The sequence below is a fragment of the Methylocaldum sp. genome (assembly GCF_039794385.1).
Taxonomy (GTDB): domain Bacteria; phylum Pseudomonadota; class Gammaproteobacteria; order Methylococcales; family Methylococcaceae; genus Methylocaldum.
The window spans coordinates 1-5,397 of the sequence record NZ_JBDIVO010000307.1 but is presented as its reverse complement, the minus strand read 5'-3'; the positions used below and the strand labels follow the sequence as shown (position 1 = coordinate 5,397).

At 59.1% G+C, this 5,397-nt stretch carries 7 protein-coding genes; 1 reads left to right on the top strand and 6 read right to left on the bottom strand.

Annotated elements, in window-relative coordinates; genetic code table 11:
- The first annotated feature begins 331 nt into the window (after positions 1–331).
- Positions 332–844, top strand: a complete 513-nt coding sequence (gene sodC / locus ABJK70_RS19350) for a superoxide dismutase [Cu-Zn] SodC (RefSeq protein ID WP_347258816.1) — start codon at positions 332–334, stop codon at positions 842–844.
- A 49-nt stretch (positions 845–893) separates the two neighbouring features.
- Here sodC and ABJK70_RS19345 read toward each other — a convergent pair whose 3' ends face one another.
- From ABJK70_RS19345 to ABJK70_RS19320, 6 genes are all read right to left on the bottom strand, one after another.
- A complete protein-coding gene (locus ABJK70_RS19345) occupies positions 894–2,174 on the bottom strand; it encodes a dihydroorotase (RefSeq protein ID WP_347258815.1) in 1,281 nt (426 codons plus the stop codon).
- Positions 2,171–3,166: an aspartate carbamoyltransferase catalytic subunit gene (locus ABJK70_RS19340; protein ID WP_347258814.1), complete on the bottom strand. Its 996-nt coding sequence runs from the start codon at positions 3,164–3,166 to the stop codon at positions 2,171–2,173. Before ABJK70_RS19340 ends, ABJK70_RS19345 begins: the two co-directional genes overlap by 4 nt.
- Entirely contained in the window at positions 3,163–3,681 is a 519-nt protein-coding gene (gene pyrR, locus ABJK70_RS19335; RefSeq protein WP_347258813.1) for a bifunctional pyr operon transcriptional regulator/uracil phosphoribosyltransferase PyrR, read from the bottom strand. Before pyrR ends, ABJK70_RS19340 begins: the two co-directional genes overlap by 4 nt.
- The gene (gene ruvX, locus ABJK70_RS19330; protein ID WP_133716350.1) at positions 3,674–4,147 is read right to left on the bottom strand and encodes a Holliday junction resolvase RuvX; all 474 of its coding nucleotides are present in this window, start codon (positions 4,145–4,147) and stop codon (positions 3,674–3,676) included. Before ruvX ends, pyrR begins: the two co-directional genes overlap by 8 nt.
- A gap of 3 nt (positions 4,148–4,150) precedes the next feature.
- A complete protein-coding gene (locus ABJK70_RS19325) occupies positions 4,151–4,717 on the bottom strand; it encodes a YqgE/AlgH family protein (protein WP_133716351.1) in 567 nt (188 codons plus the stop codon).
- A gap of 216 nt (positions 4,718–4,933) precedes the next feature.
- The coding region (locus ABJK70_RS19320; protein WP_347258812.1) for a PhnD/SsuA/transferrin family substrate-binding protein at positions 4,934–5,397 on the bottom strand (464 nt) is incomplete at its 5' end.

Sequence of the window (5,397 nt, the reverse complement as noted above, 5' to 3'; positions counted from 1 at the left end):
AGCCAGATCTTCATACCCCGGTTCCTCCAAAATCCTCAGATTGCAGCGATAGCCCAGATCGACCTGAAGAGTCTCCAGCCGTTTCCGCGTGATACGGGGGAAATCGGTGCTGCGCAGCAAAGCTAAAGGATCACGCATGGTTCGAAGTACGTTCAGCCATCAGCTTCTACCCATCGATCCCTATGGAGAGTAACGCTTCCGATCCGGGTTTTGCAAAGGCCGATAAACATCGCTTCGGATTATGTCAAATTTGTTTAACGGACTTACGACAGGGATTGTCTTAGGCTTAAAATCGGTTGGACAGCAAAATTTAACAACGATACGGGAGGTTATGATGAACCAGTTTGGATTGATGGCCGCAGGCGCGGCGATCATCTTCGGATCCGCGGTTTATGCCGAAGAGATCAGAGTGGAGATGAACAAGATCGACGAAACCGGAATTGCGGAGTCCATCGGTTCCGTCGTCGCCGCGGATACGGCCTCGGGATTGAAGCTGACCCCGGATCTCAGAGGTCTGCCGCCCGGCCCGCACGGCTTTCATGTTCATGAATTGCCCGACTGCGGGGCCAAAGAAAAAGACGGAAAACCCGTGGCGGGACTGGGGGCAGGCAATCACTTCGATCCGAAGAAGACAGGAAAGCACGCGGGCCCCGCCGGCGACGGTCACGCCGGAGATCTGCCGGTTTTGAATGTGGCCTCCGACGGTACGGCTCAGGAAGCGGTCACCGCCAAGCGTTTGCGCGTAGCCGATCTCAAGGGCCGTTCACTGATGATTCATGCGGAAGACGACAACTACGCCGACAAGCCGGGCGGAGCCCGCATCGCATGCGGTGTGGTGAAATAGGATTTCGGTCGCCAGTCTGAATAGCTCGGGGATTTTATCGATGGTTTGGCTAGCGCTCGAAAACTACCCGGCCATCCACAAACGTCCGAGTCACCCGGCCTTTGACGGTTTGTCCCCAATAGGGCGTATTCCGGCCGCCGCTTCGCCAAGTCGAGCTATCGACCGTCCAGGTGCACTCAGGGTCGAAGATACAGATATCAGCCGGCGAGCCGACGCTGAGGGTGCCCGTCTCCGTGCCCATGACGGCGGCCGGGCCTTGTGTGAGGAGGGCGATGGCTTGACTCACGGAAAGGACGTCCTCGTCGACCAGCTTCAGCGTCAGAGGAAGCAGCATTTCCAGCGAAGCCATGCCGGGTTCGGTGGACGGAAAGACGTCCAGCTTGGCGTCCGGCTCGTGGGGTTGGTGGTCCGAACAAATCGCCGTGATCACGCCGTTCCGGAGCGCCTCGCGCAGAGCATCCCTATCGGCCACGCTTCGTAGCGGAGGTCTGACGTGGCACATGGCGTTGAATCCGTCGATGTCCGTTTCGGTCAGATGCAACTGATGAGCCGCTACGTCGGCGCTGACCGGCGCGCCTTTTTCCCGTGCTCTGGCAATCATCCGGGCGGCCCGCGCGCAGCTCAACTGCGCGAAATGAACCCGTGCCTCGGTGTGCTCGACCAGCGCCAGGACTTGGGCAATGGCTACGGTCTCAGCCGCGTCCGGAATCCCTGGCAAACCCAATCGAGTCGCGGTCGGCCCTTCGTGGACGCAGCCTTGGTCGGCAAGCCATGGGTCTTCCGGACGGATGACGACCAGAAGGTCGTGACTCGCGGCATATTCGAGCGCCCGGCGCAGCACCAGCGTATTCGCCATCGGCGCGTGGGCATTGCTGAGCGCAACACAGCCGGCGCGCTTCAACGCGCTCATTTCGCTCAAATCCCTACCCTTAAGGCCGCGCGTCAAAGCGCCTATGGGTAGTACCCTTATCTTACCGATCTGTTGCGCCCTTTCCCGGATCAGGTTGACCACGGCGGGCGTATCGATAACCGGATCGGTATCGGGCGGACAGCAGAGCGTAGTAATCCCGCTCGCGCTAGCGGCCTCGCTTTCGCTGGCGATCGCCGCCTTATGTTCGTAACCGGGCTCGCGTAAACGCGCACAAAGATCTATAAAACCTGGACATACGATCTGCCCTTCCGCTGAAATCGTTCGGTCCGCCGTGTAACCGTCCGGCGCGGTCCCGAGCGACACCACACGTCCCTCGGCCAAGTAGAGATCGAGCGTTCCCTCGATGCCGCTCGACGGATCGATGATATGTCCGCCGCGGATGGCGATGCGTTCGGTCATACCGCTTTGTCTCCGGCGGAAGCTTCGAGATCGGGGCGCATCGCCATGGACAGAATCGCCATGCGAACGGCGATCCCGTGGTCGACCTGCTGAAGTATGACGGAGTGGGGACCATCGGCGACTTGGGAATCGATTTCAACGCCTCGATTGATGGGCCCCGGGTGCATCACGATGACATCCGGTTTGGCGCGCGCCAGGCGTTTTTCGGTCAGTCCGAAGCAGGCGAAGTACTCGTGCTCGGTTGGAATGAAGGCCCCGCTCATGCGCTCCTTTTGCAGGCGCAGCATGATCACGACATCGACGTTTTCCAGCCCTTCCTCCAGATCATGGAATGTGGTGACGCCCAAGGTCTCGACCGCAGCCGGCAGCAGCGTTTTGGGACCGATCACGCGCACTTCGGCGGCACCCAGGGTGTTCAGGGCATGAATCTCGGACCGGGCTACGCGGGAATGAAGGATATCGCCGACGATCGCTACTTTCAGATTCGAGAAATCGCCCTTGTATTTGCGGATGGTGAACACGTCCAGCATGGCTTGGGTCGGGTGGGCATGCCGTCCGTCTCCGCCGTTGATGACGCTGATATGGGGTGCCACGTGGCGGGCGATGAAGTGGGCCGCGCCGCTTTCCGCGTGCCGGACGACGAACATGTCGACGTGCATCGCTTCCAGATTGCGGATGGTATCCAGCAGGCTTTCCCCCTTGGATGTGGCGGAGGTGGCGATGTTCAGATTGATTACGTCGGCGGACAGCCGCTTCGCGGCCAATTCGAAGGTGGTGCGCGTGCGCGTGCTGTTCTCGAAAAACAGGTTGACCACGGTCTTGCCGCGCAGCAGCGGCACTTTCTTGACGGTCTGCTCGGTGACGCTGGCGAAGGATTCCGCCGTGTCCATGATCTTGACCAGCAAGTCTCGGCTCAAGCCCTCGACGGTCAGAAAGTGCTTCAATCGTCCGCTGGAATCTAATTGAAGATTGTCGGCCTGAATCGGATTCATGGTTGCGGAGAAACCGAATGGATGCGCAGTTCGAGCGGGCTCGGCCCGCTGAGGGTGATGCGCTGATCGGCGGCGAGCGTAATTTTGTGCCCTATGCAATCGGGGCGAATCGGAATCTGCCGTCCGTTTCGCTCGATCAGCACGCCCAGCAAGATCTGGGCGGGGCGGCCGTAATCGAAGATCTCGTTCAGCGCGGCACGAACAGTCCGTCCGGTATAGAACACGTCGTCGATCAGCAATATGTTCCGGCCTTCGACGCGAAACGGCAGCACGCTTGGATTGACTTGAGGGTGAATGCCGGTATGCGAAAAATCGTCCCGGTAAAACGAGATGTTCAAGAGTCCCAAAGGCTCGGCCAGACCGAGTCGGGCATGCAAGCGTTCGGCGATCCAGGCTCCGCCGGTGTGAATGCCGATCATGGCCGGGTCGGAAAACTCGCGCCGCGCCATTTCTTCGCGCAAAGAAGCTTCCAGCCGGTCGAGCAACAGGTCCACCCGCAAAGCCGTATCAGGCATTCCCGACATCCTTTTCCTTCGTATGGGCCAACCAGGTTTGCAGAATCAATTGGGCGGCGAGTTCGTCTTTGACATCGGCGAAATGCGTCGACCGTTTGGAGCGCCTGCGATAAAAAATCTCGCGGGATTCGCTGGTCGACAAGGTTTCGTCCATCGTGTGGACCGGCAGGTGATAACGGCTTTCCAATTGACGGCAGAAGCGCAAAATGGGCTCGATGATGGGGTTTTCTTCACCTTCCGGGTTATAAGGAAAGCCGACCACGAACGCCGACGGCCGCCATGTCTGAACCAGGCGGGATATGGCGTCCCACAGGGCCTTGCGGCTGGTTACGCGTATCGTTTCAAGAGCTGTCGCGGTACCGGTTACCCGCTGTCCGACGGCCACGCCGATGTTTTTTTCTCCGAAATCAAAGCCGAGATAAGTGGGCTCGTTGGTCTCGTGCCGCACTGGATCGACGAAATCCATGAATTAGCCGTGCCCCGCTTGAGAGGACAGAAGTGAAATATCCACGCCCATCAGTTCGGCGGCGGCCTTCCAGCGATGGGCCGGCGCATGATCGAACAGAATGGCGTCGTCGGCGGGCGCACTCAGCCAGGAGTTCTCGACGATTTCCCGTTCCAGCTGTCCCTTTCCCCAGCCGGCGTATCCCAGCGCCACCAGGACCTTTTGAGGTCCCTTGCCGATGCTCATGGCTTCCAGGATGTCGCGGGAGGTGGTGAGGGAAATGGAGTCCGATACCTTCAGGGTGGAATTCCAGTTACCGCCCGGCTCGTGAAGGACGAAGCCGCGTTCGGCCTGCACCGGCCCGCCGAAGTAAACGGGAATTTGGCCTATGGCGGATTCCTGGATATCGATCTCCATTTGCTGCATCACATCGCCCAAGGTCAGCTCGGACGGGCGATTGATAATGATACCCAATGCGCCTTCCGGACTGTGTTGGCACAGATAAGTGACGGTGCGGGCGAAAAAGGGGTCCGTCATCCCGGGCATGGCGATCAGAAAGTTGTTGGTGAGGTTCGCGATCGCTTCAATCATGGTCATAGTATCGGGGTAGACCGACGAGGCTGCAAGTCAGTTCACGGAAAGGCTGAAATTTCTTGTGGTACTCCAATCGCGCTCAAAGCGCGGAGCATAATCCTATGCGTGAAGCGAGGATCGTCAGCTTGGTGGATACGGGAACAGCGGCGATGTGCGAAAAGCTTCGCAGTCGAGCACAGAGGCTCCCGGTATTTCGATCGGGTGATCTCGTGCTCAGGTCACAAAGGTGTCCATGAGATCGATCATGAATTCCATCTCTTCGTCGTCGACCCGTTCCCAGCGGGGGATCTTCAGCGCTGCGAGAGCACTCTTGCCCTTGTCGTTTTCGGACATGGCCAGCAGCGCGCCGAGCAGGCGGTCTCGGTGATCCGCGAGCCTAGGGCTTATCATCAGCGCGTGATGGACCACCTGGATCTGGCTGCTGACCAATGCCCGCAGTTGCTTGCGTATGACCGAAGAGAGATCGTTGAACGCCTCGGCGAGAAAAACGCCGGCATCGCAGTTGCCTTTGAGCAATTCCTTGGCGACCAGCACATAGGAGTCGCAGATTTTTAGTTCGACCGACGCGGCATCGAGGTCGGCCGGCTCCAGCATGATCATGCCCATCATGTGGACATCGGGGTCTTCGGTGGTCGCCAGCTTGATCGAGCCGGGCAAATCTTCGATCTGAAGGTAGG